General features: G+C 61.6%; 25 protein-coding genes. 17 read left to right on the forward strand and 8 right to left on the reverse strand.

The genetic code is table 11. The annotated features are described in order from the left end of the window. Positions 1–4 precede the first annotated feature (4 nt). Positions 5–1,363 carry an EAL domain-containing protein gene (locus tag IB238_RS01010; protein WP_192242563.1) on the forward strand — a complete coding sequence of 453 codons (1,359 nt, stop codon included), beginning with the start codon at positions 5–7 and terminating at the stop codon, positions 1,361–1,363. A gap of 114 nt (positions 1,364–1,477) precedes the next feature. Beyond that, entirely contained in the window at positions 1,478–1,816 is a 339-nt protein-coding gene (locus IB238_RS01015; RefSeq protein WP_246723462.1) for a PilZ domain-containing protein, read from the forward strand. Positions 1,817–1,826: 10 nt separating this feature from the next. Here the strand turns inward: IB238_RS01015 and IB238_RS01020 are convergent, their stop codons facing one another. Continuing rightward, entirely contained in the window at positions 1,827–2,756 is a 930-nt protein-coding gene (locus IB238_RS01020; protein ID WP_192242565.1) for a LysR substrate-binding domain-containing protein, read from the reverse strand. Positions 2,757–2,843: 87 nt separating this feature from the next. Here IB238_RS01020 and IB238_RS01025 point away from each other — a divergent pair, with 87 nt between their 5' ends. Together IB238_RS01025 and IB238_RS01030 are read left to right on the forward strand one after the other, a co-directional pair. Continuing rightward, the gene (locus IB238_RS01025; RefSeq protein ID WP_192242567.1) at positions 2,844–4,394 is read left to right on the forward strand and encodes a trimethylamine methyltransferase family protein; all 1,551 of its coding nucleotides are present in this window, start codon (positions 2,844–2,846) and stop codon (positions 4,392–4,394) included. Between the two features lie 23 nt (positions 4,395–4,417). Then, positions 4,418–6,466, forward strand: a complete 2,049-nt coding sequence (locus tag IB238_RS01030; protein ID WP_192242569.1) for an NADH:flavin oxidoreductase — start codon at positions 4,418–4,420, stop codon at positions 6,464–6,466. A gap of 70 nt (positions 6,467–6,536) precedes the next feature. On the opposite strand, the gene IB238_RS01035 is transcribed toward IB238_RS01030, so the two are convergent. The 5 genes from IB238_RS01035 to IB238_RS01055 all read right to left on the reverse strand — a co-directional run bounded on the left by IB238_RS01035 (position 6,537) and on the right by IB238_RS01055 (position 10,610). Next, the gene (locus tag IB238_RS01035; protein WP_192242571.1) at positions 6,537–7,175 is read right to left on the reverse strand and encodes a PRC-barrel domain-containing protein; all 639 of its coding nucleotides are present in this window, start codon (positions 7,173–7,175) and stop codon (positions 6,537–6,539) included. Positions 7,176–7,373: 198 nt separating this feature from the next. Next, positions 7,374–8,258 (reverse strand): SMP-30/gluconolactonase/LRE family protein, encoded by an 885-nt coding sequence (locus IB238_RS01040; RefSeq protein WP_192242573.1) that lies wholly within the window; start codon positions 8,256–8,258, stop codon positions 7,374–7,376. A 2-nt stretch (positions 8,259–8,260) separates the two neighbouring features. Further along, positions 8,261–8,893 (reverse strand): 2-dehydro-3-deoxy-6-phosphogalactonate aldolase, encoded by a 633-nt coding sequence (locus IB238_RS01045; protein ID WP_192242576.1) that lies wholly within the window; start codon positions 8,891–8,893, stop codon positions 8,261–8,263. Between the two features lie 29 nt (positions 8,894–8,922). Continuing rightward, positions 8,923–9,840, reverse strand: a complete 918-nt coding sequence (locus IB238_RS01050) for a 2-dehydro-3-deoxygalactonokinase (RefSeq protein WP_192242578.1) — start codon at positions 9,838–9,840, stop codon at positions 8,923–8,925. After that, the gene (locus IB238_RS01055) at positions 9,840–10,610 is read right to left on the reverse strand and encodes an SDR family oxidoreductase (RefSeq protein ID WP_192242580.1); all 771 of its coding nucleotides are present in this window, start codon (positions 10,608–10,610) and stop codon (positions 9,840–9,842) included. Before IB238_RS01055 ends, IB238_RS01050 begins: the two co-directional genes overlap by 1 nt. A gap of 120 nt (positions 10,611–10,730) precedes the next feature. Here IB238_RS01055 and IB238_RS01060 point away from each other — a divergent pair, with 120 nt between their 5' ends. From IB238_RS01060 to IB238_RS01115, 12 genes are all read left to right on the forward strand, one after another. Further along, positions 10,731–11,528: an IclR family transcriptional regulator gene (locus IB238_RS01060; protein ID WP_192242582.1), complete on the forward strand. Its 798-nt coding sequence runs from the start codon at positions 10,731–10,733 to the stop codon at positions 11,526–11,528. Positions 11,529–11,768: 240 nt separating this feature from the next. Next, positions 11,769–12,506, forward strand: coding sequence for a LuxR family transcriptional regulator (locus IB238_RS01065; RefSeq protein WP_192242585.1), 738 nt, complete (start codon positions 11,769–11,771; stop codon positions 12,504–12,506). Positions 12,507–12,573: 67 nt separating this feature from the next. After that, positions 12,574–13,329 (forward strand): LuxR family transcriptional regulator, encoded by a 756-nt coding sequence (locus IB238_RS01070; protein WP_192242587.1) that lies wholly within the window; start codon positions 12,574–12,576, stop codon positions 13,327–13,329. A gap of 147 nt (positions 13,330–13,476) precedes the next feature. Beyond that, complete coding sequence (gene apbC, locus IB238_RS01075; RefSeq protein WP_192242589.1) at positions 13,477–14,634, forward strand: iron-sulfur cluster carrier protein ApbC; 1,158 nt, start codon at positions 13,477–13,479, stop codon at positions 14,632–14,634. 155 nt (positions 14,635–14,789) lie between these two features. After that, the gene (locus IB238_RS01080; protein WP_348648239.1) at positions 14,790–15,764 is read left to right on the forward strand and encodes a magnesium transporter CorA family protein; all 975 of its coding nucleotides are present in this window, start codon (positions 14,790–14,792) and stop codon (positions 15,762–15,764) included. 15 nt (positions 15,765–15,779) lie between these two features. Next, positions 15,780–17,681 carry a potassium transporter Kup gene (locus tag IB238_RS01085; RefSeq protein ID WP_192242593.1) on the forward strand — a complete coding sequence of 634 codons (1,902 nt, stop codon included), beginning with the start codon at positions 15,780–15,782 and terminating at the stop codon, positions 17,679–17,681. Positions 17,682–17,930: 249 nt separating this feature from the next. Further along, positions 17,931–19,112 (forward strand): cell wall hydrolase, encoded by a 1,182-nt coding sequence (locus tag IB238_RS01090; protein WP_348648181.1) that lies wholly within the window; start codon positions 17,931–17,933, stop codon positions 19,110–19,112. A gap of 267 nt (positions 19,113–19,379) precedes the next feature. Further along, positions 19,380–19,754, forward strand: coding sequence for an AtpZ/AtpI family protein (locus IB238_RS01095; RefSeq protein ID WP_192242595.1), 375 nt, complete (start codon positions 19,380–19,382; stop codon positions 19,752–19,754). Positions 19,755–19,813: 59 nt separating this feature from the next. Next, entirely contained in the window at positions 19,814–20,566 is a 753-nt protein-coding gene (locus tag IB238_RS01100) for a F0F1 ATP synthase subunit A (protein ID WP_192242597.1), read from the forward strand. 83 nt (positions 20,567–20,649) lie between these two features. After that, on the forward strand, positions 20,650–20,877 hold the full coding sequence (locus tag IB238_RS01105; protein WP_192242600.1) for a F0F1 ATP synthase subunit C: 228 nt from the start codon (positions 20,650–20,652) through the stop codon (positions 20,875–20,877). Between the two features lie 76 nt (positions 20,878–20,953). Then, positions 20,954–21,634: a F0F1 ATP synthase subunit B gene (locus IB238_RS01110; RefSeq protein ID WP_192242603.1), complete on the forward strand. Its 681-nt coding sequence runs from the start codon at positions 20,954–20,956 to the stop codon at positions 21,632–21,634. 11 nt (positions 21,635–21,645) lie between these two features. Beyond that, positions 21,646–22,131, forward strand: coding sequence for a F0F1 ATP synthase subunit B (locus IB238_RS01115; RefSeq protein ID WP_192242606.1), 486 nt, complete (start codon positions 21,646–21,648; stop codon positions 22,129–22,131). Between the two features lie 314 nt (positions 22,132–22,445). Here the strand turns inward: IB238_RS01115 and IB238_RS01120 are convergent, their stop codons facing one another. Together IB238_RS01120 and IB238_RS01125 are read right to left on the reverse strand one after the other, a co-directional pair. Beyond that, on the reverse strand, positions 22,446–23,105 hold the full coding sequence (locus IB238_RS01120) for a ribonuclease HII (protein WP_192242609.1): 660 nt from the start codon (positions 23,103–23,105) through the stop codon (positions 22,446–22,448). 335 nt (positions 23,106–23,440) lie between these two features. Continuing rightward, positions 23,441–24,598, reverse strand: a complete 1,158-nt coding sequence (locus IB238_RS01125) for a PA0069 family radical SAM protein (protein WP_192242612.1) — start codon at positions 24,596–24,598, stop codon at positions 23,441–23,443. A gap of 178 nt (positions 24,599–24,776) precedes the next feature. Between IB238_RS01125 and IB238_RS01130 the strand changes: the two genes are divergently transcribed. Further along, positions 24,777–25,310, forward strand: a complete 534-nt coding sequence (locus IB238_RS01130; RefSeq protein ID WP_192242615.1) for a glycosyl transferase — start codon at positions 24,777–24,779, stop codon at positions 25,308–25,310. Positions 25,311–25,321: the final 11 nt, after the last annotated feature.

Here is a 25,321-nt window from a genome sequence, read left to right on the forward strand (position 1 = left end):
GTGAATGAAGTCGGGTGAGTATTCGGATACGGACGTTTCTCCAAGCGATCTGCATGCCATGGCCTACACGGACCCGCTGACGGGTCTCGGCAATACCTACCGCCTCAGGGATAAGGTTCGCCAGCTTGCAGCCGAGCGTGCCGAAGACCCGGCCCCCTTCGCAGTCGGCATCGCCAATCTCGACGGCTTCAAACCAATCAATGACCTTTTCGGCCCGCAAGCCGGCGACGAGATCCTCTGCCAGGTCGCCCATCGCCTGAAAGCTTGCATCCCGGACGGCGCGACCGTGACGCGCCACGGCGGTGACGAGTTTGCCTTCCTCTTCCCTCTCGTTTTCGAGCGCAAAGGTGCTGAGAAGATCGGCCAGATGCTGCGCGAAGTCCTCTCGGCCCCGTTCGATCTCGGCGACCGCAACGTTCGGCTGTCAGCTTCTTTCGGCCTTGCGATCTATCCCTTTGCCGGTGAAGAATTCGCTGACCTGCTCAAGAGCGCCGATACGGCTCTCTATCGCTCGAAGCGCCGCGGCCGCGGGCAGATAACGGTCTATTCGCAGGAAATCGCGCAGGAAATGAAGCGTGCCACCCATCTGGAGCAGGCGCTGCGCAACGCGATCATGGCCAATGAAGTCGACGTGCATTTCCAGCCGATCGTCAGCCTCCGCAATGACATGGTGGTCGGTTTCGAGGCGCTGGCGCGCTGGTGCGATGCCGATCTCGGTTACGTTTCGCCTGCCGTCTTCGTGCCGCTTGCCGAAGAGCGTGGCTTCATCGATACCCTCTCAGAAACTTTGCTTCGCAAGGCCGCCGAAGCCGCGCTCTCCTGGCCGAAGGAGCTGTTTCTCTCCTTCAACCTTTCGTCGGCGCAACTGATGGACCCCAAGACGAGCCTGACGACGCTTGCGATCCTCAACCGGGTCGGTTTGGATCCCCGCCGGCTTGAGCTCGAAATCACCGAAACAGCAGTGATGACGGATGCGGCAACGGCGCAGAAGATCGTTGCGGAACTGCGCGGCGCCGGCGTGCGGGTCTCGCTCGACGACTTCGGCACCGGCCAGTCCAGTCTTGGCCGCCTGCGCGACTTCACCTTTGACAAGGTGAAGATCGACCGCGCCTTCGTTTCGCGCATCTCCGACGATCGCGTATCCGAACACATCATCAAGGCGATCGTTGCGATGTGCGAGGGGCTCGACCTGGAGGTCGTGGCGGAAGGGATCGAGGATTTTTCCGAAGCTCTGAAACTGAAGGCGCTCGGTTGCGGCATGGGACAGGGCTATTTCTACGGAAAGCCCGCCGATGCGGTCGCAACGATGCGCTTCCTGGCTGAGCGCTACATGCGCGTCGAAGCAGAAGCGGCTTACGGTTGACTCCGCTCGAGCGATGGAATGGGCAATACACCGCGCATTAACCAATCGCCTTAGCCGGAAATAAATTCGCTCCTCCTAACGTAACGGCATCCGAATAAGAAACGGGGCAATAGGATGCTGCAGAACATCAAGGATATGCCGGTCAGGGGCAACGACCGTTCCAAGGTCCGTATCTTCGTGACGGTGAAGGTCATGCATGAAAAGAGCCGGGCGCGGGTCGTCGACCTTTCGCCGACTGGCATGGCGCTCGATATCGAAAGCCCCATCCGGATCATGCCCGGCCAGATCGTGACGATTGAAAGCGAGGAACTGGGGCAGTTGTCGGGTACGGTGCGCTGGTATAACAACGGGCGCCTCGGCATTGAGTACAAGCTCAACACCAACGCCCTGGCGCAGATTTCTTCCTATTTCCGCTTCTTCCACGAGGAAGTGAAGCCTGTCATGCGCCGCTGACCGGCGCGCATCATTCTTCCGGTTGGGAGAGATCCCGCCTGCCTTCTTCCAGCAGCCAGTCGCGAACGCGCCGCGCCTGGCTGTTGAGTTCCCGCGATCGCGGCCAGACCACATAGAAAGCCAATCCCGTCTCAAGGACATGTTCGCCGACCGGCATCAGCGCGCCGGATTTGATCTGCCGCGCGATCAGGTGATGCCAGCCGAGCGCAATGCCTTCGCCTGCCAGCACAGCCTGAATTACAAGCACGTAGTCGTTGATGGCCAGGCGTCGGGATTGCGCCGGATCGCGTAGTCCGGCACTGGCGAACCACTCCGGCCAGTCGCAGGCCTGCCGCACCGGTTCTTCCAGATGGATCAACGGCAAGCTCAGTAGGTCTTGCGGCGTCGTCGGCATGCCGTGCGCCTCGATGAAAGCGGGGCTGGCGACGGCATTGATCACCTCCGGCGCAAGCAGGGCAGCATGATAGCGCGGCCAATTGGCGGGGTCGCCGCCGCGAATGCCGAGCGGGATCGGCTCTTCCTCGAGATCGAGGTCGCGCACGCTCGTCTGGATCCTGAGATCGATCTCCGGCAGGTCCTCGCGCAATTTCGCCAACCGCGGCAGCATCCACATTGAGGCAAAGGCGGTCGAGGCCGCAAGTGTCACATTTACCTCGCGCCCCTTTGCGCGGATGTCCTCGGCCGACTTCTGGATGCGCCACAGCCCAAGGGACACTTCGGTGTGAAATCGTTCGCCTGCCTCGGTCAGGGCGACGGCGCGATGGGCGCGATGGAAGAGAGGTACCCCAAGCTGTTCTTCCAGCCCCCGTATGGCATAGGAAACCGCGGCCTGTGTCATGCCGAGTTCCTTGGCGGCATGTGTGAAATTCTGGTGGCGTCCCGCGGCTTCGAAGACGATCAGGCTGGCGGCAGAGGGGAGGAGGCGGCGAAGGGTTTCCATAAATCCAACTTATATCTGCCCCAAGTTTTTTCCAGCGTTACACGGGCGTTTTTCCCGTCTAGCCTCTTTCCCGATTATGGAGGAGACATGGTGGCGACGGCGGCAGTTGAAAACACGACAAGACGGACACGCGGGGCCAGACCCCAGCGCCGGGAGGGGGCAGCGAAGGCAAAGGGCGTCCCCTACATCCAGCGCAACATCCCGACCTACGACATTCTCTCCGAGGAGAACCTGCAGAAGATCGAGCGCACCGCCGATCGGGTCCTTGCCGAGGTCGGCATCGAATTCCGCGATGATCCGGCCGCGATCGAACTCTGGCGGCGGGCGGGCGCAAAAGTCGATGGCCTGCTCGTGCGTTTCGAGCCCGGCATGTTGAACGAGATTGTTGCGACCGCTCCTGCGCAGTTCACGCAGCATGCGCGCAACCCGGCAAACAACGTCGAGATCGGCGGAAAGAATGTCGTCTTCTCTCCCGCATACGGCTCGCCCTTCGTCATGGATCTCGACAAGGGGCGTCGCTACGGCACGATCGAGGACTTCCGCAACTTCATCAAGCTCGCCCAGTCGAGCCCCTGGCTGCACCATTCCGGCGGCACGATCTGCGAGCCGGTGGACGTGCCTGTCAACAAGCGCCACCTCGACATGGTCTACAGCCACATCAAGTATTCCGACCGGGCCTTCATGGGCTCGATCACGGCAGAAGAACGGGCGGAGGATTCCATCGACATGGCGCGGGTCCTGTTCGGCGCCGATTTCGTCGACCGGAACTGCGTCATTCTCGGCAACGTCAACGTCAACTCGCCGCTTGTCTGGGACGGGACGATGACGAAGTCGTTGCGCGCCTATGCCCGTGCGAACCAGGCGGCCGTGATCGTGCCTTTCATCCTTGGCGGCGCCATGGGGCCAGTCACGAATGCCGGTGCAATCGCCCAGTCCTATGCCGAGACGCTTGCCGGATGCGCGCTGACGCAGTTGGAGCGCAAGGGCGCGCCTGTCATCTTCGGCAATTTCCTTTCGTCCATGTCGCTGCGATCCGGTTCGCCCACTTTCGGCACGCCGGAACCGGCAATCGGCTCCATGGTGATTGGCCAGCTTGCCCGTCGCCTGAACCTGCCGCTGCGCTGCGCCGGCAACTTTTCCAACTCGAAGTTGCCCGACGGCCAGGCGATGCAGGAAGGGTTGATGTCGATGCTGTCGGCTGTCCACTGCGGCGCCAACTTCATCCTGCATTCGGCAGGTTTCCTCGATGGGTTGCTCGCCATGTCCTACGAGAAGTTCGTGATGGATGCCGACCTTTGTGGGGCGCTGCATTCCTATCTCGCCGGTGTCACCGTGGACGACAACACGCTGGCGATGGACGCCTTTCTGGAAGTGGGACCCGGCAGCCATTTCCTCGGCTGCGACCACACGATGCGCAACTACCAGACCGCCTTCTGGGATTCGACGCTCTCGGACAACGAGCCCTTCGAGAAGTGGAGCGAGGAGGGCGGTTCCACCGATATTGCCACACGCGCCAACCGCCAGTGGAAGAAGACGCTTGCCGAATACGAAGCGCCGCCATTGGACGAAGCGATCGACGAGGCGCTCTGTGACTATGTCGAGCGGCGCAAGGCCGGCATGGCCGACGCTTGGTACTGATGTAATCGTCAAGGACAATTCGCATGTCGCTTTCGAAAGACCCGCTGCTCCAGCCCTATCAGTTGAAGCACCTGACGTTGAAGAACCGGATCATGTCGACGTCGCACGAGCCGGCCTATTCCGAGGACGGCATGCCGAAGGACCGTTACCGGCTCTATCATCTGGAGAAGGCGAAGGGCGGTATCGCCCTGACGATGACGGCGGGTTCCGCGATCGTCTCGGAGGATTCGCCGCCGGCCTTCGGCAATCTCTATGCCTACTCCGACGAGATCGTGCCGTGGCTGAAGAAGATTGCCGACGACTGTCACGAGCACGGCGCGGCCGTGATGATCCAGCTCACGCATCTCGGTCGCCGTACCGGCTGGAATAAGGGCGAATGGCTGCCCGTGCTTTCCGCTTCGCCCATCCGCGAACCCGCCCATCGTGCCTTTCCGAAGGAGATCGAGGACTGGGATATCGAACGCATCGTCGGTGATTATGCGGCCGCCGCCCAGCGCATACAGGCCGCCGGCCTGGACGGCATCGAGTTCGAGGCCTATGGCCACCTGATGGATGGTTTCTGGTCGCCGGCGACCAACCGGCGCGAGGACGAGTACGGCGGCTCGCTGGAAAACCGGATGCGGTTCTCCAGCATGGTGATCGACGCCGTGCGCAAGGCCGTCGGGCCGGATTTCATTGTTGGCATCCGCATGGTGGCGGACGAAGACTGGGACATCGGCCTTTCCAAGGCTGAAGGGGTCGAGATCGCCAAACGGCTCGCCGGATCCGGCAAGATCGACTTCCTGAACATCATCAAGGGCCACATCGATCATGACGCGCATCTGACCAACGTCATCCCGATCCAGGGCATGGCGGCGTCACCTCATCTCGATTTCGCCGGCGAAGTGCGCGCGGCAACGAAATTCCCGGTGTTCCATGCCGCCCGCATCGCCGACGTGGCGACGGCCCGACATGCGATCGCCGAGGGCAAGCTCGACATGGTCGGCATGACGCGCGCGCACATCGCTGACCCGCACATCGTCCGCAAGATCGAAGAAGGCAGGGAGGCGCAGATCCGTCCCTGCGTCGGCGCCACCTACTGTCTCGACCGCATCTACGAGGGCGGCGGGGCGCTTTGCATCCACAACGCGGCAACTGGGCGCGAGGCGATCGTTCCGCACGTGATCTCGAGGACGACGGGCCCGATCCGCAAGGCCGTCGTCGTCGGTGCCGGACCGGCCGGGCTCGAAGCTGCCCGCGTCCTTGCCGAGCGCGGGCATGCCGTCGAGGTGCTTGAGGCGACCGGCTCTGCTGGCGGACAGATCCTGCTCGCCGCCCGCAATCCGAGGCGCAAGGAACTGATCGGCATTGTCGACTGGCGGCTATCCGAACTCGAACGTCTCGGCGTGCCGGTGCACTACAATGTTTTTGCCGGCAGGGACGAGGTCCTCGAACGCACGCCCGATGTCGTCGTGATTGCAACAGGAGGGATCGCGCAGAATCCTGAACTGGAATCGGGTGACGATCTAGTAATCTCAAGCTGGGACATCATCGCCGGTGCCGTGAAGCCCGAGGGGCCTGCATTGCTCTACGACGACAACGGCGCCCATTCCGCCATGACGGCTGCGGAGCTGATCGCCAATGCCGGCGTCGAGCTGGAGGTGGTTTCGCCGGAACGCTACTTCGCGCCGGAGATCGGCGGCCTGAATCACGTGCCTTATGCAAAGGCCTTTGCCGAGAAGAATGTGCGGGTGACGATCAACACGCGGCTGAAGGCGGTCCGGCGGGACGGCAACGCGTTGGTGGCGACTTTGGGGTCTGATTACTCCGAGATCGCCAGAACCGAGCGGCGTGTGGCGCAGGTCGTGGTCGAGCACGGCACGATGCCGATGGCTGACCTCTATTTCGAACTGAAGCCCCTCTCCCGCAATCTTGGCGCCGTCGACTACAAGGCGCTGATCCGACGGGAAAATCCGATCGCCACGCGCAATCCCGATGGCACGTTCGACCTGATCCGTATCGGCGACGCCGTCCACAGCCGCAACATTCACGCGGGCATCTATGATGCCCTGCGTTACGGAGTGCTGATCTAACCGATAACTGGAAACCGATGCCCGACAACGTATGTGCGTGGCCGGGCGTCGGTCGCTCCTGTTGTCCCGCCTACTTTGCGGGTTCCGTCGTCGGAGCCGGAGCAGGGGTTACAGGTGCCGGTGTCGTGCCTGTCGTCGAACCCGTTGTGGTCGTATCGACAGTGGCGCGCTCGGCAACCTTCTGCGTCAGCGTCTTGAATTCGGGCGCTGCCTGCAGGCTTTCGGCCGTCTCAGTGGTGGTCAGCTTGACATCGCCGCTGTCCGGCATCTGGGTCACGGCGATATTCTCAAACGGCACGGCGACCCATTTTTCGCCTATCCCCAGGAAGCCGCCAACACCGATCACGGCAGCGGTGATCCCGCCATCCTTTTTCATGATCAGATCGTTGATCGAACCGATGCTTTTGTCAGCGGCATTGTAGACCGGCTGTCCTATATAGGTGTTGGCGCTGATCTGGTCGGCCGCCTGTTCGGTCAGATAGGTACCGGCTTCTGCCGTATCCATTTCCGGGGCAGTGGAGCCGGTCTGCGCTGCCGTGTCGTCCATCGGCTTGGTCTGGTCAGCGCTGGCGTCAGGCATGACCGGCGGCTGTTCCATCGTCTGGTTGGTCTGCGGCTGGGTGGTGTCCTGCGCATATACCGCGGGCGCAACGGCAGCACCAAGGAAGAGCGCGCTAGCGGCCACGGAAGTGAGAAGCTTGTTGGTCATGGTAAACCTGCCTTTCTTCTGCATCTTCATCAGGGCGCGGATATTTCTGGCTGTCACTACGCGCCCGCTGATGTTTGCAAAACTCGCGCATTCGCGATTGGTTCCCATAAAAATCGAGAACACTTGAAGCCGTTTCTCAAAGGAAAACAGCTTCGGATGGCAATCCGAAGCTGCAGCGCAGTTTGGAGTCGCGGCAAATTAGAGCCGGAAGGCTGGCTCGAATCGTCCCTTCACTGTAATGCCGAGTTCGAACGTGCGGCCGGCGTCCGGATCCGCCGCCTGCGCCTTCTCGTCCATCCCTTGCCAGGCGGAGGTGACAAGCAACCGGTCGGCCTTGGCTCCAATGAAGGCAGGGCAACTCGCCTGCGTCGCGGGTGTGGCGTAGCGCTGGACCTTGGTTCCGTCCGGACGGTAGACGTCGACCGTTGCCGCCCCCCAGCGAGCGTTCCAGATCAGTCCATCCGCATCGCAGACCGAACCGTCCAGGCCGCCGGGGTGGCCCTTCGGCTCACTGAGCACTTCGGGCGAACCGGTTGGCAGGCCGGTTCCGGGATCGACCTCGACGCGCATCAGCTTGTTGACGGTGGTATCGGTGAAATAGGCGGTTGCACCGTCCGGCGAAAAGCAGATGCTGTTCGGAATGGAGATATTGGAATAGAGGCGCGTCACCTTGCTGCCCGCGACGTGGTAGATGGCTCCAGCGTCTTTCTCGGCACGGCACCCCATTGTCCCGATCCAGAGCGCCCCGCACTGATGCACGCGGCCATCGTTGGAACGGTTGCCGGGCTTGTCCTCGATCGTGACGAGGTGCTCGAGCTTTCCCGAATTCGTGTCGCGCACGAACAGGCCCTCGTCGGAGGCGATCAGCTGGCGTGCCGGATCGATCACTGCGATGACGCTGCCCATGAAGGGAAGGTCGTGTACCCGCTTCGTTGAGGACGACAGGTGCAGTTCGTGCAACTTGCGGCCCGTGATGTCGAACCACCAGGCGGTATCGGTTGCGGGATCATAGCTCGGTCCCTCGCCGAGCTCGCTGTTGACCTGGCACAGTGTCTTGCCGGTAAAGGGTACGATATCCGTCATCATCACACTCCGTAGACGCGGTCGTAGGCTTTGATCGTCGCGCGGGCGCGCGCAGTGACATCTGCTGCAGTCATGCCCGGTTTGTAGAGGCTCGATCCGAGGCCGAAGCTCCTGATGCCGATTTTCGCATAGGCGGCAAAATTCTCCTCCGAAACGCCGCCCACCGCCGCGATTTCCAGATCGGGAGGCAGAACGGCACGGATCGCGTTTATGCCGGAAGGCCCAAGCACGCTCGCCGGAAAGAACTTGAGGCCAGTCGCACCGGCACGCGCCGCAGCCAGCGCCTCGGTGGGCGTGAAGACGCCGGGCATCGTTACCATCCCCTTGGCTCCAGCCAGCGAAATCACGGCAGGCTCGACATTCGGGCTCACCATCAGGCGACCGCCGACGGCGTCCAGCTGTTCGACCTGGTCCGTTGTCAGCACGGTCCCAGCACCGATCAGGCAGTTCTTTGGTGCCATCTTCGCGGCGATCTCGATCGAGCGGAAGGGGTCGGGTGAGTTGAGCGGAATTTCGATCGCGGTGAAGCCCGCGTCGATCAGGGCGCCGACGACCCCTTCGGTCTCGGCTGGCTTCAGGCCGCGCAGGATGGCGATCAGCGGATATGTCATGGGCGGAAAGGGAATGCGGTTCATGTGCAGGACTTCCTTGAGGAGTAAAGCGTTCAGACGGCCCAGAGGGCGTGTGCTGCTACGGCAAGGCCGGCGCGCACGGCCGCATCCGCGTCGACGATCGTCGGCTCAACCCCGGCTGAGTCCAGTGCGCTTTCGTAGAGTGCGCCCAGCGGCCCTGAGGATACGAGCGTTACAGGCGCGTCAGGCTCCGCAGCATCCAGCGCACCTGCGATTTCAAGGCCGATCAGCGTGCCGGAGATCAGGGCTTTTGCGTCCGCCGGGGAAAGGCCGTGCAGAAGGGCTCCCGAGCGGGCGCCAAACAGAAGGTTGGTCGCAGCCGACGGGTTGCGTACGACCTCGGTGACCGCCTGCCGGAAGGCGCCATCGTTGCCGTCGATGGCGCCGGCATCGCCGATCGAGTGGCTGAGGATTGTGTGCTTTGCGATCGCATCGAAAAGCTCTCCGGTCATGAAGGTGGAGAAGCGGGTCACGAAGCCGTCCGAGACATGCACCCATTTGCTATGAGTGCCCGGCATGCAGACAAGGCTGTGCCCGTCCGAAAGTTCGGCAAGCGCGCCAAGGAGTTGCGTTTCCTCTCCGCGCATGACGTCGGGATGCGCCCTGTCGCGCTGCGCTAGTCCCGGCAGGATGCGGATGTCGGCGGCGGTGCCGGGAACGCGCACGGCAGCAAACGGGATGCTGGAAAGGGCAGCCGGAACATCGATGTAGCCCGCCTCGACCCATCCCTGTCGGGCGCCGGCCATGCCGCAGACGATCACCGGCAAGCCCGCGGGCGCAGACAGCGCCTCGATATGGCTTGCCAGCACACTGCCGAACCCGATCGAGGCCGCTGTCGTCATGCCCTCGCCGCTACGGCGTTCCGCTAGGACAGCGCCGTCATCGCCAATCAGCCAGAGCCGGAAGCTGGAGGTGCCCCAGTCGACTGCGACATAGGCTGGTTTTACCATCAGAATACTCCTCCATCGATGATCATGGATTGTGCGGTCATTGCGCCCGAGGCGTCGGACGCGAGGAACAGGCAGGGGCCGACGATGTCTTCGGGTGTGAGCGGACGCTTCAGGCACTGTTCCTTCAGCATCGCTGCGATCGCTGCATCGTCGATCCACAGCCGCAGCTGCCGCTCGGTCAGCACCATGCCAGGTAGGATCGCGTTGACGCGGATATTGTCTGGTCCGAGCTTGCCGGCCAGCGATTTGGTCAGGCCGATGATGCCGGCCTTGGCAGTCGCATAGGCAGTCAAGTCGCCCATGTTTAGCATATAGGCAATGGACGAGAAATTGATGATCGACCCGCCGCCAGCCTCACGCATCGCCGGTGCCACGGCCTGAATGGCGAAGAAGACGTGGCGCAGATTGACCGCCTGGTTCTCGTCCCAATATTCCGGCGTGATCTCCCCAAGCTCGTGCCTGTCGTCCCGGGCAGCGTTGTTGACGAGCACGCGAACGGGCCCGATCGCCGCGATGGCGGCTGCGATCGCCTCCCGGTAGGCCTGGATGTCGCGAATGTCCGCCTTGAGGAACAGCGGCCTGTGGGGCACTTCTGCCGCAAGGCGATCAATGAGCGCCGCGCTTTCCGCTTCTGCAATGTCGACGAAGGCGACTCGGGCGCCCTGGCGCGCAAACGCTTCGACCAGCGCCGCACCGATGCCGGAGCCACCCCCAGAGATCAGCACACTGCGATCACGTAGCTCCGGATAGAAGACGGCGCTCACGGACATGACGGCCTCCTGCCGGCTCGGAGTAATAGATGCTCAAATTGGGTTCCAATATATGGAACATAGTTTGAATATATGGAATTATGTTTGCCACCAAAAACTTGTCAAGCGATCGGAGGGAGCATGGCTGGACAGAGCGAAACAGACTTGCCTGTCTCGAACACAGGGACACTTGGCAAGGCGATCGCCGTTCTCGAGCTTGTGGCGCTGGCGGATCGACCCCTGCGCTTCACCGAAATACTCGAGCGTGTCGGGCAACCGCGCGGTACGCTGCACCGCCAGTTGAGCCATCTGGTCGAAGAGGGGCTGCTCGACCTGAAGGCGGACCATTGCTACGAGCCCGGTCTTCGTCTCCTAAAACTCGCCTCCAACGCCTGGATGCGCAGCGACCTGCGCCGGTTGGCAGCGCCGCATTTGCAGACGTTGCATGAATTGACCGGAGAAACCGTCCATCTTGGTGTCCTGAAGGGAGCGGAGATCATCTATCTCGACAAGGTCGAAAGCAAGCAGGCGGTGCGCATGACCTCGCAGATCGGTAAGGCTTCGCCTGCCTACTGCACCGGCGTCGGCAAGGCGGCGCTTTCCGTGCTGCCGGAGGCGCGTTTGCGCGACCTTTTGCGTGCCGTGTCTTTTCAGCGCTTCACGCCGCACACGATCACCACCTGCGAAGCATTGGGGGCGGAACTCGCGGTGATTCGCGAAGTTGGATATGCCTTCGACCGGGAAGAGCATGAACCTGGAATTCGCTGTGTCGCTGCGGCGATTGCCGATTCGGCACAGACTTTTGTTGGCGGAGTCTCGGTCACTGGGCCTGCATACCGCGTCGGCGAGGAGGTCTTGGAGACCTGGGCGCCGCTGGTCCGCAAGACCGCAGCAACGATCATGGAAGAAATCGCAGCCCGCCTCGGACCGCATCGTTAAGAGATGCGCGCTCCCGGTGCAGGTTCAAATGCGAAACCATTTTACGGTAAATTAGCGAAATGCGCTGGACGCGCATGGGGGGGATGGTTAGCTTCTTCGCCCGAGCGAACATTTCTGGGTGCATGCCGTACCTGACGAGGGACGAGGGGGGCCAGACTTGTTGGTGGGAGTGGGGAGGATGCAGGACCGATATGCGATGTCGAACTTGGCACGCGACGGTTTGCTGCAGGAAGATACGGTATGACCGAACAGCTGCTAACGATCGCATCAAGGACGCCTCCGCAATGGGCGCGCAGCTTTGCCGAGGTCGGATCGGAACGCGAAGTATCGACGCTGCTCGCTGATGTGACGAGGGCCTACGGCCTTTCTAGTTATTTGCTGATCAACGTACCTACCAATACCTCGACCGAGATCTCTCCCTACGTCCTGATGACGACCTGGCCCGACGACATGCTGAAGGGTTATGATCAGGCGGAACTGATCCTCGGAAGTCCGGTGATACAGCACCTGCGCGACAGTACCAATCCGTTCACCTACGATACGATCAGCACCAACAGCATCCGGCATGACGGCAAGGCGCAGATCGCCATCAGCTTGTTTGGCCAGTATGGCCTCCCGCGCGGGGCCTATTTTCCGGCCCACAATCCTCTGGGGCAGCGCGGCGCCCTTGCCTTTGGCGGCAACAGGACCGTTCTAACGCACATGGAAATGGCCGAACTCAACGCCATCGCCAATCTCGCTTTCAACAAGGTCCTTGAGTTCCGGGTCGGCGGTCGCTCGAATGTGTCGCTGTCCCGCCGCGAAGTCGAATGCCTGTCCTGGGCGTCCGCCGGCAAGACAAGCGTCGAGATTTCCGAGATTCTGGGTTTGTCAGAGTACACCGTCAATCACTACCTGAACCGCGCAACGCGCAAACTGGATGCAGTCAACCGCGTCCAGGCAGTTGCCAAGGCGATCCGGGCTGGGCTTTTGAATTGATCGCATTTTGGGCGCATGACGGTCGTGGATGCCGCAGGCTCAAGCCTGTGAATTACGGAGTGCATGGATGCGGATCGACATGACAGCGGACGAGACGGGTCGCGGCGAACGAAACGGTCATGACGCCAGTGCCGAAATTGCAGGCCTTGAGACCCAGTTCGATGTCGTGCGTTTCCTGCGACGAACTGGCGAAACCTTTTTCCTGAAGCACTTCATCGTCATCTCGCTTCCTGGTTTCGAGGCGGAGAAGCTCTCGGCCCACTCCATCGTCAGCAACTGGCCGGCGGAAGTCATTGCCAAATACGATGCGCTCCATATGGTGCGGCGCAGTCCCGGCATTCGAAAGCTGCGCGTTACAACGGTCCCATTTTCCTTCGACATGGCGAAATGGATCGGCGAAGCGTCCCAGGATATGGACCTGAGCGATCTTGCCAAGCTCATGCAACACCATGGCATGCTCGTTGGCCACATTTTCCCGGTTCATGACGCGCTTGGAAACCGGGGCGCCGTTGTCTGGTGCGGAGAGAAACGCACGCTGAGCTTTGAAGACCGGCTACTGCTACAGATGATCTCGATACAGGTGTTCAACCGCCTCGCCGAGATTGGGGCCGTCTGGAAGACCGGGCAAGTCGTGCTGACCGAGCGGGAGATCGAGTGCCTGAGTTGGACGGCGGCGGGCAAGACAAGCATAGAAATCGCCGAAATTCTCGGTCTGTCCGAGCACACGGTCAATCACTATCTCAACCAGGTGACGCGCAAGCTCGAGGCGGTAAACCGCACCCAGGCCGTGGTGAAGGCCATTCGCCGAGGTCTCATTAGCTGAGGTGCCGCAGTTGTAGTCGCGAAGCAGCCAGCGAAGGCGGTCATCTTGCCGCACCGGACGGCCTGCGCCGGTCCATCACGCTGATTGCCGTTCCCGTCCAGCCGTGAATGCGCTATCAAAGCGCTAACGAATACTGGCGAGGCTTGCATGGCAGACGTTTCGAAAGACCTGGTACTTGAAAAGCTCAAATCGGTTCGTGGACCGGACATGGACGGCAATATCGTCGACCTCGGCCTGGTCTCCGACGTCTTTGTCTCCGATGGCAAGGTCTATTTCTCGATTACGGTTCCGGCAGAGCGGGCGAAGGAGCTTGATCCCATGCGCGCTGCTGCTGAGCGCGTCGTGCGGGACATCCCCGGGGTGAAGGCCGCGATGGTGGCACTGACCGCCGACAAGAAGGCAGGCTCGGGATCGGCGCCCGTGTCGCGGCCGGCGCCCCAGGCGCACGCGGGCCATGCCCAACGCGCCCCCGGCCAAGCGCCGCAGCAAGCCAAGACGGGTGTCCCCGGCGTAGGCGCCATCATCGCCGTTGCGTCAGGCAAAGGCGGTGTCGGCAAATCGACCACTTCGGTCAATCTTGCGCTGGCACTCAAAGCGAACGGCCTCCGCGTGGGCATTCTCGATGCCGACATCTACGGGCCATCAATGCCGCGTCTCCTGAAGATCTCTGGCCGGCCACAACAGATCGAAAACCGCATCATCAAGCCGATGGAGAACTACGGCATCAAGGTCATGTCCATGGGCTTCCTCGTCGACGAGGATGTGGCGATGATCTGGCGCGGCCCGATGGTCCAGTCGGCGCTGATGCAGATGCTGCGCGAGGTGGCATGGGGCGACCTCGACGTGCTGGTTGTCGATATGCCGCCGGGGACCGGCGATGCCCAACTGACGATGGCGCAGCAAGTGCCGCTTGCAGGTGCCGTCATCGTCTCCACACCGCAGGACTTGGCCCTTATCGACGCCCGCAAGGGATTGACCATGTTCAAGAAAGTCGAAGTTCCGGTGCTCGGAATTGTCGAGAACATGAGCTATTTCATCGCGCCCGACACCGGCAACCGCTATGACATCTTTGGACACGGCGGCGCACGCAGGGAAGCCGAGAAGATCGGCGTTCCCTTCCTCGGCGAGGTTCCGCTGACGATGGACATCCGCGAGACGTCCGATGCGGGTACCCCGGTGGTCGTTTCCAATCCGGGAGGGGCTGCGGCGAATACTTATCGCGAGATCGCAGCTCGCGTCTGGGAGGGCCTGAAGGCGCAGCAGACAGCCGGCGCACGCACAGCCCCAAGTATCGTTTTCGACTGAGGCGGGCGTTCCCAAACGTGGCGGAAATGGGGCTGGGCTTGATTTTGGGCCCCGCCTGCGCAATATGCGCATCCGCCCTGCCTTCGTGAGCAAGGTGTCAGATAGGGCAAAGGTGCGCGTTTGGTCTTCCTCGGAGCCCCCCGCAGGTGATAACGATCTATCGTTCCAACGGGGACGCACGGATTCTTGCGCCCGAAGCGCTGACGGATTCCGTTTCGATTCCTGATGATGTCGTCTGGGTGGATCTCCTTTCGCCGACGCATGATGAGGACGCGCTGGTCGAAAGGCTGCTGCGCATCGATGTGCCCACGCGTGACGAGTTGAAGGACATCGAGCCTTCGAGCAGGCTCTACACCGAGAATGGCACGATCTACATGACGGCATCACTCGTCTGGAAGGCCGAGAGCGATCAGCCGGAGCTGACCGATGTCGCCTTCATCTTGACCGATCGCTTTCTGTTGACGATCCGCTACGCCGAACCCCGTTCCTTTGAGCTCTTCAAGGCGGCTATGTCGCGAATTGCAGGGGAATGCCGATCAGGAACGGCAATGATCGTGCGGCTGATGGAAACGATTGTCGACCGGACTGCCGAGATCCTTGAAACCTCGGTAGCGAAGGCGGACACGCTGTCGCTGGAGGTTTTTGGCGACAAGCGGCATCTCAAACGAAGGCCGCCGCACTATCTCGAAGATCGGCTGGTCGCAATCTCCGCACTACATCGGCTTGTGGCAAAGACGCGAGACAGCCTGATGTCGCTTTCACGGTTGTTGACGTTCCTATATGCCGCGCCGATGCTTCAGACAGACCGGGAGAGCCGGGAGCTGTGCCGCACCGTTTCCCGTGACATCCAGTCACTGTCAGAACACGCGAACTTCATTTCAAGCAACATCTCGTTCCTGCTTGACGCCTCGCTCGGACTGATCAATCTGGAGCAGAATCAGATCATCAAGATCTTCTCCATTGCTTCGGTCGTGCTGCTGCCGCCGACGCTGATCGCCTCGATCTATGGCATGAATTTCGAGTTCATGCCGGAGCTGCACGCGCAATATGCCTATCCGCTGTCGCTTGGCGCAATGGTCGTATCGGCAGTGATACCGTTCTTCTTCTTTCGCTGGAAAGGCTGGCTCTAGGGCCTGTTCGATACCATGTCGCATACCGAAGCACACGCAGCCGCTGGCCATAGCCGGGCGCGCACTCTGTTTCTTCTCGCACTCGGCTCGGTCGGGGTTGTTTATGGCGATATCGGCACCAGCCCGCTCTATGCCTTTCGCGAGGCACTTCGCCCGATCTCCCATGACGGTGTCACATGGGAAGAAGTCGTGGGGTTGATCTCGCTGGTGATCTGGACGCTGACGATCATCGTGACGTTGAAATATGTGCTCTTCCTGCTGCGTGCCGACAACCAGGGTGAAGGTGGCACGCTGTCGCTTCTAGCACTGCTGAGGAAAACAGCGAACGGACACAAGGCCGTTCTCTTTTTTATGGGGCTTGCCGGCGCTGCGCTCTTCATCGGTGACGCCATGATAACGCCGGCACTCTCGGTGCTCTCCGCTGTCGAAGGTCTGAAGCTCGTCACTCCCGACCTTTCGGACTATGTCGTGCCGATCTCGGTCGTTATCCTCGTCATGTTGTTTGCGGTGCAATCCTGGGGGACGGATGCCGTCGCCAAGTTCTTCGGCCCGATCACAGCACTCTGGTTCATCGTAATGGCGGTTGCAGGTGCTGCGCATCTTGGGGATGATCTCAGCATCCTAGCAGCCTTCAATCCGGTCTACGCCGCCACATTCCTCTATCACGACGGATACCTCGGTTTCGTCGTGCTCGGCGCGGTCTTCCTGACCGTGACCGGAGCGGAAGCTCTGTACGCCGACCTCGGCCATTTCGGGCGTAAGCCGATCCAGTGGGCATGGTTCTGCCTGGTCTTTCCCGCCCTGACGCTGAACTATCTAGGGCAGGGCGCCCTTGTCCTGAAGCATCCCGAAGCGATCGAGAACCCCTTCTTCATGTTGTTCCCGAAATGGGCACTGCTTCCCGCGGTCATCCTCGCGACGGCAGCAACGATCATCGCCAGCCAGGCCGTCATCACCGGCGCCTTCTCGATCACCCGTCAGGCGATTCACCTCGGCTTCCTGCCGCGCATGGAAATCTTCCATACCTCCGCGACCCAGACGGGGCAGATCTACCTGCCGGCGGTCAACGCCATCCTGCTGTTCGGCGTCATGCTCCTTGTCTTCCTGTTCGGTTCTTCCGAGGGGCTGGCGACCGCTTACGGTATCTCGGTCACGGGCGCCATGGTCGTGACGACGGTGCTCGCTTTCGAATTCCTGCGTATGCGCTGGAACTGGAAGCCTATGACGGCAGCGTTGGTGCTGCTTCCGCTGCTCCTTCTCGAGCTGGTCTTCCTCAGCGCCAATCTGCTCAAGGTTCACGATGGCGGCTACGTGCCGATCCTGATCGCAGCCAGCTGCATGCTCCTCATGTGGACCTGGGTACGCGGAACGGCGCTGCTGCGCGAAAAGACACGCCATATCGAGGTGCCGCTGGAAGCCTTCGTCAAGTCGATCGAGAAGAAGAGCGCGCATGCGCCCGTCTCTGTCGGGGGGACGGCAATCTTCCTAACGAGCGATCCGGAATCGGCGCCTGCTGCTCTGCTGCACAACATCAAGCACAATCGGGTGCTGCACGAGCAGAACTTCATCTTGACGATCACTTCGACCAATACCCCGAAGGTGCCGCCGGCCGAGCGCTGCAGCATGGAGCGGCTTTCGGACCGCTTCGCGCGTATCCAGGTCCGCTTCGGCTTCATGGAGACGCAGAACGTTTCCCAGGCGCTCGGGCTGTTCCGCAAGTCTGGCGTGAAGTTCGACATCATGTCGACCTCCTTCTACCTCGGCCGGCGCAAGCTGGTGCCTGACCGCCATTCGGGCATGCCCTACTGGCAGGACCGTCTGTATATCGCCATGGCGAACGCCGCAGTCGATCCTTCCGACTACTTCCGCCTGCCGACCAACCGCGTCGTCGAACTCGGCTCCCAGGTCATCATCTGAAGAACGAGTGCGATTTGTGCCCCACCCTCGCGGACCAATGCTCGCGAGGATGGGTCACACGTATGTGCTTCTGTGGCCGGCGGCGTTAACCGTCCATCAAGGTTAATTCTTCATTCTCCGTCAATGAAACGAGCCGACTGACCCTGCTTCATGAGGGGGCGGCTTCAGCAAGAGTAATCGTCAGCAGGGAAAGCACCCTGGTTCGCCGGGCGCGACCCCGCTCGGCCAGTCGGTTGTCGGAGTGTGTCGGTGCGTATGCGTAGCGTTCGTTTGATGAAGCAGGCCCTGTCGCGCCGCACCTGGACTGCTTCCTTCTCCCTCGGGCTCACTTTCTATGCGGCCCTTCCAGTCGATGTCGGCCATTCGGATCTAGCGACCTTCATCTCAGGGCTGAACCGAAAGGGCTCCGGCCAGAATGTCGTCATGACCCGTTCACCGGCAGGTTCCGTCCACGCGGTCGATATCGCCTTCAACGATCCGATCACGACAGGGGCGCTTGCCGACGGCGCAGGCTTCACGCTGCCTGGCGGCGCAGAGGCGTCCCTCATCGATGCTCGCAAGAGTGAGGGGGGCGTGCCGGACGAGGATCGTGTCACCCGCGGGCAGAAGAAAGGGCGCATCGTTGCCGTCACGCCCGTGGCGCCGCCAAAGGCCTTTACCGCCGGATCCGTGCTCGACCGTCAGGCTTCCCTGTTGCAGCCCGGATTTTACAGCGCCGAGCGCATGCACTTTGCCTCCGCGAAGATAAAGGGCAAGGAAATCGAGATCGCCACGGCCTTCTACCGGAAAAAGCCGGTTCTGAAGGATCCTGGTGTGCCGGCCATTCTGGCGGATCTGGTTACCAATGATGGCGCCGACATTCTTGCGACGGCCTATGCTCCGCCCGAGACGGACTATGCCCGCGTCTCGCCGTTCGATTCGATCCTGACGAAGAGGGATCAGGGCGAAGGCCGCTTTGTACCCGAGATTTCGGCAGAGGATCACGACTGGGCCGCCACCGTGCTTCCCGCCACCGTCTTTTCTGCAGCCGAACAGAAATGCCTGGCCGAGGGCATCTATTTCGAAGCGCGCGGAGAATCGTTGAAGGGCCAGGCGGCCGTCGCGCAGGTCATCCTCAACCGTGCCCGCAACCCGGCCTATCCGAACACGGTCTGCAATGTGGTCTACCAGGGCGAAAAACTGCGTACCGGCTGCCAGTTCTCCTTCACCTGCGACCGCATCCCGGACCTTGTCCTTGCGCCCTGGCACTGGAAGACGGCCAAGGAAGTGGCGATGGCGGTTACCGCCGGCAAGATCTGGCTGCCGGAAATCGGCTCGTCCACCCACTACCACGCCACCTATGTGAAGCCGAACTGGGGGCCGACAATGAAACAGGTCGCCAAGATCGGAAAGCACATCTTCTACCGCACCTATGGCGGAGGCTGGATCTGAGTCTGGCATGTGGCTGGGCGCGGCAAGTGCGCGTTCTCCCGGCGATTCCATGGTTTCAGACCGACCGGAATCGCCGTTCATTCCTTAATTGATTGATTTTGTTGATTAAAAATCACGTTAGTCAAAGCTTCGCCCCGCCTTGACTATGCAAGCCCCTAAAACTATGTTGCGCCCGACTTCAAACGGGCCTGAAGCTGGCTTAAAGCCTAACCGTGAATATGTCCGCAATAGGGCGCATCCAGCGTCGCGGAAACGGAAGGAAGCGCCATGAAAGGCGGCCGCAGGGAAAGTCTGGAAGAACGCATGCAGCGCCTTGACGCGGAACTCGCGAAAAGGCGCGCCGATGACAGCGCAGGCGATGCCGCCGAGGAAAAGGCGGCCGAAAGTCGCAAGGGCTACGCGGTTGCGATGAAGCTCTCGAGCGAGTTCGTCGCCGCGGTCATCGTAGGTGCGCTTCTGGGGTACCTGATGGACCGTTTCGCCGGGACTGCGCCGTGGGGCATGATCGTGCTCCTGTTGCTCGGTTTCTGCGCGGGTGTGCTGAACGTAATGCGGTCGGCGGGTTTGGTGGCTTCGCCCCATCCTGTCGACAGGATGGCCGGCAGAGATGCTGGAGACAAGACGAACAAGGATGGCGCGTAAGCGCTGTCCGGCCTTAAGAGGATAACCGTCCGGCGGGCGGCAAGAGAGAGAGATTAGCGGTGTCCAACGATCCGACCCATCAGTTTCTGGTCAACAAGATCGTTCCGATCGAAATTGGCGGAATCGATTTCTCCTTCACCAATTCGTCGCTGTTCATGGTCGCCTCCGCCGCTGTCGCTGCGGGCTTCCTCTACATGACGACGTCGCAACGCGGCATCATTCCGAGCCGCATGCAGTCCGTCTCGGAAATGTCCTATGAGTTCATCGCCTCGATGCTGCGCGAAGGTGCTGGCAGCCATGGCATGAAGTTCTTCCCGATGGTCTTCTCGCTGTTCATGTTCATCCTGACGGCGAACCTGCTCGGCATGGTGCCCTATTTCTTCACTGTCACCAGCCAGATCATCGTGACTTTCGCGCTCGCGATCTTTGTCATCGGCACGGTCATTCTCTACGGCTTCTACAAGCATGGATTCGGCTTCCTGAAGCTGTTTGTGCCACATGGCGTGCCGGGTATTCTTCTGCCGCTGGTCGTCGCGATCGAAATCATCTCGTTCCTTTCCCGTCCCATCAGCCTCTCGGTTCGTCTGTTCGCAAACATGCTGGCCGGCCACATCACGCTGAAGGTTTTCGCAGGCTTCGTTACGTCGTTGAGCGCGCTCGGTGCGCTCGGCATCGGTGGTGCGATCCTGCCGCTCATCATGACCGTCGCAATCACCGGTCTTGAATTCCTCGTCTGCTTTCTCCAGGCCTATGTCTTCGCGGTACTGACGTGCATGTACCTCAACGACGCTGTGCATCCGGGAAGCCACTAAGGAATAACAGTCGTTTGCTTCCGGCCGGTCTTTCCGCCGGAAGCGCTATCTAAGCCGCAACAACCCATTCGAAGGAGTTCATCATGGAAGCGGAAGCAGCAAAGTTCATCGGCGCAGGTCTCGCATGCTTTGGTATGGCCGGCACGGCCCTCGGCCTCGGCAACATCTTCGGCAACTACCTCGCCGGCGCTCTGCGCAATCCGTCTGCTGCTGACGGCCAGTTCGGCCGCCTCGTATTCGGCTTCGCCGTTACGGAAGCTCTGGGCATCTTCTCGCTGCTCGTCGCTCTGCTGCTGCTCTTCGCCGTCTAATAACGGCTCGAAGACCGGACCACGGCTCCTTCCGGGCCGTGGTCCGCTTACTATTTGAGTGCACCTGGAGGTGAGCATGTCTGCGACCGCGGCCAAGGCCGAGTCCACCCCAATCACGATCGCTCAGGCCGAGACCACGACGCAAACGGCTCCGGCAGGCGACGCACATCAGGCTGCTCCGGCAACCGATGCCCACGGCGCTGCCGCTCCTGCGGGCGACCTGCACACAGAGACAGGCGTCGCGCACGGCGAAGAGCCTGGAAGCGGTGTCTTCCCGCCGTTCGACGCCTCTACGTTTCCCTCCCAGCTCCTGTGGCTGGCGATCACCTTCGGCGTCTTCTATCTGATCATGTCCAAGGTCATCGTGCCGCGTGTTGGTTCGATCCTCGAGACGCGCCACGACCGCATTGCGCAGGACCTCGACGAGGCAGCCCGCCTGAAAAACGAGGCGGACAGCGCGATTGCGACCTATGAGCAGGAATTGGCCGACGCCCGTTCAAAGGGCCACGCCATTGCTTCGGAAGCACGTGACGCTGCCAAGGCCAAGGCTGACGCCGAGCGCCAAAAGATCGAAGAAAGCCTCAACGGCAAGATTGCCGCCGCCGAGACCCGCATTGCCGGGATCAAGGAAAAGGCACTCGCCGACGTCGGCGCGATCGCCGAAGAAACTGCTGCGGCTGTCATCGAACAGCTGATCGGCGGAAAGACCACCAAGACCGAAATCGCGGCTGCGGTGAAATCGGCGGCAGCGAAGTAAGGAAGCGGATCATGGCATTTGATGCAACTTTCTACGCCTTCGTCGGTCTTGTCCTTTTCCTGGCGCTGATCGTGTACCTCAAGGTTCCTGGCATGATGGGCAAGTCCCTCGACCAGCGGGCTGAGAAGATCTCGAACGAGCTCGCGGAGGCCAAGCGCCTGCGTGAGGAGGCCCAGAGCCTGCTGGCCGAATACCAGCGCAAGCGCAAGGAAGCCGAGGCCGAGGCTGCCGCCATCGTGGCGACTGCCCAGCGCGAGGCCGAGGCGCTGACCGCCGAAGCCAAGCAGAAGACCGAAGAATACGTCGCCCGTCGCACGGCGCTGTCGGAGCAGAAGATCAAGCAGGCCGAAGTCGACGCGATCAACGCCGTTCGTTCCACTGCCGTCGATCTCGCCATCAGCGCAGCCGAGAACGTGCTTTCGAGCAAGGCCGACGCTGCCACCAGCAAGTCGCTGTTCGACAAGGCCGTCTCGGAAGTGAAGGCTCGCCTGAACTGACGTTCGGATTGCAATAAACGTAGTTTGAAAAGGCCGGAGCGATCCGGCCTTTTTTCTTGGGTGGAGTTTGGCGCGCTCCATCGCGGTGTCCAGCGTCGTCGCCGTTTCGCGGTGCGGGTTCGCATCGTGTCGGCAGGGTGATCGCTTTGGCAGGGCGGGGGGCGGAAGCCGGTGACGTCTGCACCGTTGTTGACAACGCATCAGAAATGCGCCGGGCCGTCTCCGCCCGATTTATCGAAACCGCCAATATCTGTGGCCCGGTATTGATGCCGAGATCCGATGGAGCGCAGAAACGGCCTTCTGCGCAGGGGGGCTCAGTCAACCTCACCGGCGCGAAGCGGCCGAAAGCTCATTCGATGCAGTGCGCATGGACCGAACTGGCCGATCGCGTCGCGATGGCGTTCGGTGGCATAGCCGGCGTGCGCGGAAAAGCCATAGTCGGGAAAGGTCGTTTCCGCGCAGGTCATCATTCGGTCCCGAACCACCTTGGCAACGATCGAGGCCGCTGCGATCGAAAGCACACGTGCGTCCCCCTTTACGACCGCCCGGCCGTCGCAACATAGACCAGGCGGGACGTCCAGCCCGTCGGTGAGCACGAGGCCAGGCCGGATGGGAAGGGCGCTGACCGCTCGCCGCATGGCATCGAGGCTGGCCTTGCGGATATCGGTCGTGTCGATGCGCCGGGCGCTGCTGGAAGCGACCGCAACGGTCGCGGTCTTGAGGATCGCCTCAAAGAGGATGGTGCGCTTTGCGGCAGTCAGTTGCTTGGAATCATGAAGGCCGTCCGGAATTCTTTCCGGGTCGAGGATGACGGCCGCCGCCACAACGGGGCCTGCGAGCGGACCGCGCCCGGCTTCATCGGCACCGGCAACCGGCCACTGACCGGCCTTGCGGGCGGCCAGTTCCATCAGGAAGTCCGGGCCTTCGGGAAGGTCGAAGAGGAGGGGGGAATCGGTGGTCGCGCGGCGTGGCATGCGGCGACCCTCGCACGACCGACCGATTCCCTGCAAGTCCCCCGGCGAGGCGGCGCCGAGGGAATATCGACATTGCGGGGACGGGCAATGTCGAATCGAGGCCGGCAAAGGACCGGCATGTCTCACACGCCACGCCGGATGCGATCACTGGCGGCACCTTCACTCGCTGACACCCCGCCGTAGGGTCCATCAGTCACCCGCAGGCGACCAATGTGAAGCGTCAGATGATGTCTGCACCCACACAGCCGCTTAGAAACCACGGCGCGCAACGGAACGCTTCCAAGCCCTTCGCCCTCGTAAAACCTTTGAAGGACGCTGAATGCACCGCCTTCCTGCTACAGAAGCGAAAGCTGTACGCCGCTGCCCGAAGGCGGTGTGAACAGATCAGTCGAAAGGCTACGGCGGATCCGGTTCAGCTTGAGCCTCTTCGTCGCCAGTTCGAAGCGCCGCGCAATCTGCCAGGCATAGGGACCGGCGCCCTTCATCCTTTTGCCGAACTCGGCGTCATAGTCCTTGCCACCCCGCATCGAGCGGACGAGCGACATGACGTGGCGATAACGATCCGGATACTCGCGCAGCAGCCAGTCCCTAAATAGCGGGCTGACCTCGAGCGGCAGGCGCAGGAGCACATAACTTGCTTCCTGGGCGCCGGCGGTCTTGCCGGAGTCGAGGATGCGCTCGATCTCATGATCGTTCAGGCCGGGAATGATCGGCGCCACCATGACACTGACCGGAATGCCGGCCTCCGACAATGTGCGCATCGCCTCCAGCCGCCGCGCGGGCGTCGCAGCGCGCGGCTCCATGCTGCGGGCCAGCTTGCGGTCGAGCGTCGTGACCGACAAGCCGACCCAGGCGAGCCCTTTTGTAGCCATGCGTGAGAGGATGTCGAGATCGCGCATGATAAGGGCGGACTTGGTGACGATGGAGACCGGATGGTCGGCTGCTTCCAGCACTTCGAGGATCTGGCGCATGACGCGCCATTCTTTCTCGATCGGCTGGTAAGGGTCCGTATTGGTCCCGATTGCTATCGCCCGGGGGCGATAGCCGGGCTTGGACAGTTCTCGTTCCAGCAGTCGCGGCGCATCCGGCTTGGCAAAAAGCTTCGCTTCGAAGTCCAGCCCGGCGGAAAGCCCCATGAAGGCATGCGAAGGGCGGGCAAAGCAGTAGATGCAGCCGTGCTCGCAGCCGCGATAGGGATTGACCGAACGATCGAAGGGAATGTCCGGAGAGTCGTTTCGCGTGATGATACTACGCGGCTTCTCCACCTGAACGTCAGTCTTGAAGGGTGGAAGATCCTCCAGCGATTGCCAGCCGTCATCAAAGCTCTCGCGCGTCCGTGGTTCGAAACGGCCGGAAAAGTTGAGCCCGGCCCCGCGTCCGCGACGCCGGTCCACATCGACGCGCAGGCCTGTCTGCGCCATCAATGCATCGGCAATATCGACCGTATTGGCTGGCGCAAGCGCGCCCTCCCTGAGGATTTGCAGTTCGGTCATCGAGGTTCTCCGTCGAGGGAATCGTGTCTCTCTCAATGACTTTATTCCTAACAGTGGAAAGAGAACATTGCAAGAACAAATCTGGGTGCGTGCGCGGTTGATGGGGCGTCGCCTTTCAACCAGGGCGGTGCTAGCGTCCCCGTGGCGTTGCATGCAACAATGCGATATTGGTCTGGGTATGCTGACGGTAATCATCGAATGCCAAGACAACGAACCCGAGCTGGCGCACACGCTGGCAGCCCTTGTTGCCGGGGCGGTCGAAGGGTTGGTCAAGGATGTCATCATACTCGACCATGGCTCGTCTGACGGCTCGTCCAAAGTGGCCGATGCAGCCGGTTGCAGCTTTCTGACGGACTGGGACACGCAGGATGTCGTGCGCTCGGCCCGGGGCGAGTGGCTGCTGCTGCTCGAGCCGGGCGCTCGCCCGTTGAATGGCTGGGTTGAAGCCGTGGCCGAATATGTCTCGCTGAATAAGGCACCAGCCCGCTTTGCCGGTTCGCGCAACCACCGCCGGCGGCTCCACAAGCGGCTCCTGCGGGGGCGAGCACCGCTCGAACAAGGACTGCTGGTTCCCAAGGGCCAGGCCAGCGCGCTGGTCCGGCCGGGTATGCGGCTGGATCAGATTGCCAGCGGCGTGGCGGGGCGCCGGTTGGTTGCGGAACTCGTGCCAGCCTGGGCGGTGCGCGCCATGCGCGATGCGGCCGACGCTTGACGCAGGCGGAG

The sequence above is a fragment of the Rhizobium sp. ARZ01 genome, from assembly GCF_014851675.1.
In the GTDB taxonomy this organism is placed as follows: Bacteria; Pseudomonadota; Alphaproteobacteria; order Rhizobiales; family Rhizobiaceae; genus Mycoplana.

What these genes read in the sequence shown, in the direction of transcription:
- IB238_RS01010 (WP_192242563.1), top strand. Translation starts at nt 5, where the DNA reads ATGAAGTCGGGTGAGTATTCGGATACGGACGTTTCTCCAAGCGATCTG.
- IB238_RS01015 (WP_246723462.1), top strand. Translation starts at nt 1,478, where the DNA reads ATGCTGCAGAACATCAAGGATATGCCGGTCAGGGGCAACGACCGTTCC.
- IB238_RS01020 (WP_192242565.1), bottom strand. Translation starts at nt 2,756, where the DNA reads ATGGAAACCCTTCGCCGCCTCCTCCCCTCTGCCGCCAGCCTGATCGTC.
- IB238_RS01025 (WP_192242567.1), top strand. Translation starts at nt 2,844, where the DNA reads ATGGTGGCGACGGCGGCAGTTGAAAACACGACAAGACGGACACGCGGG.
- IB238_RS01030 (WP_192242569.1), top strand. Translation starts at nt 4,418, where the DNA reads ATGTCGCTTTCGAAAGACCCGCTGCTCCAGCCCTATCAGTTGAAGCAC.
- IB238_RS01035 (WP_192242571.1), bottom strand. Translation starts at nt 7,175, where the DNA reads ATGACCAACAAGCTTCTCACTTCCGTGGCCGCTAGCGCGCTCTTCCTT.
- IB238_RS01040 (WP_192242573.1), bottom strand. Translation starts at nt 8,258, where the DNA reads ATGACGGATATCGTACCCTTTACCGGCAAGACACTGTGCCAGGTCAAC.
- IB238_RS01045 (WP_192242576.1), bottom strand. Translation starts at nt 8,893, where the DNA reads ATGAACCGCATTCCCTTTCCGCCCATGACATATCCGCTGATCGCCATC.
- IB238_RS01050 (WP_192242578.1), bottom strand. Translation starts at nt 9,840, where the DNA reads ATGGTAAAACCAGCCTATGTCGCAGTCGACTGGGGCACCTCCAGCTTC.
- IB238_RS01055 (WP_192242580.1), bottom strand. Translation starts at nt 10,610, where the DNA reads ATGTCCGTGAGCGCCGTCTTCTATCCGGAGCTACGTGATCGCAGTGTG.
- IB238_RS01060 (WP_192242582.1), top strand. Translation starts at nt 10,731, where the DNA reads ATGGCTGGACAGAGCGAAACAGACTTGCCTGTCTCGAACACAGGGACA.
- IB238_RS01065 (WP_192242585.1), top strand. Translation starts at nt 11,769, where the DNA reads ATGACCGAACAGCTGCTAACGATCGCATCAAGGACGCCTCCGCAATGG.
- IB238_RS01070 (WP_192242587.1), top strand. Translation starts at nt 12,574, where the DNA reads ATGCGGATCGACATGACAGCGGACGAGACGGGTCGCGGCGAACGAAAC.
- apbC (WP_192242589.1), top strand. Translation starts at nt 13,477, where the DNA reads ATGGCAGACGTTTCGAAAGACCTGGTACTTGAAAAGCTCAAATCGGTT.
- IB238_RS01085 (WP_192242593.1), top strand. Translation starts at nt 15,780, where the DNA reads ATGTCGCATACCGAAGCACACGCAGCCGCTGGCCATAGCCGGGCGCGC.
- IB238_RS01095 (WP_192242595.1), top strand. Translation starts at nt 19,380, where the DNA reads ATGAAAGGCGGCCGCAGGGAAAGTCTGGAAGAACGCATGCAGCGCCTT.
- IB238_RS01105 (WP_192242600.1), top strand. Translation starts at nt 20,650, where the DNA reads ATGGAAGCGGAAGCAGCAAAGTTCATCGGCGCAGGTCTCGCATGCTTT.
- IB238_RS01110 (WP_192242603.1), top strand. Translation starts at nt 20,954, where the DNA reads ATGTCTGCGACCGCGGCCAAGGCCGAGTCCACCCCAATCACGATCGCT.
- IB238_RS01115 (WP_192242606.1), top strand. Translation starts at nt 21,646, where the DNA reads ATGGCATTTGATGCAACTTTCTACGCCTTCGTCGGTCTTGTCCTTTTC.
- IB238_RS01120 (WP_192242609.1), bottom strand. Translation starts at nt 23,105, where the DNA reads ATGCCACGCCGCGCGACCACCGATTCCCCCCTCCTCTTCGACCTTCCC.
- IB238_RS01125 (WP_192242612.1), bottom strand. Translation starts at nt 24,598, where the DNA reads ATGACCGAACTGCAAATCCTCAGGGAGGGCGCGCTTGCGCCAGCCAAT.
- IB238_RS01130 (WP_192242615.1), top strand. Translation starts at nt 24,777, where the DNA reads ATGCTGACGGTAATCATCGAATGCCAAGACAACGAACCCGAGCTGGCG.